A 263-nucleotide genomic window follows, 5' to 3' on the forward strand; every position below is an offset into this window, starting at 1 on the left:
TTACTACAATATGAGTTGCCGCTCGCATCCAGATAAGGGGAACTGGGACACTAATAAAGAAACCAAGTGTGGTCCCAACAGCTACAAGCGCTGCTAAATAAGGGCTAAAGAACATAGCGGCCATAACTGGCACGTGTGAAGCAAGAGTAAATGATGCGGGGCCAATTACGATTTTTGCCGGCATAATCATCGGAATTAAAATCCCTAAAGCCGTAAGAAGAGCACCAATCACCAAGTTCCTGATTCTTTTTCTACTATCAGAG

1 pseudogene is annotated in these 263 nt (G+C 44.1%); it reads right to left on the bottom strand.

Annotation, left to right across the window (positions count from 1 at the left end):
* Positions 1–235, bottom strand: a pseudogene (locus ETC07_RS16230) (hypothetical protein); the annotation flags it as partial.
* Between the last annotated feature and the right edge of the window lie 28 nt (positions 236–263).

Source organism: Halomonas borealis, from assembly GCF_004798905.1.
GTDB lineage: Bacteria > Pseudomonadota > Gammaproteobacteria > Pseudomonadales > Halomonadaceae > Halomonas > Halomonas borealis.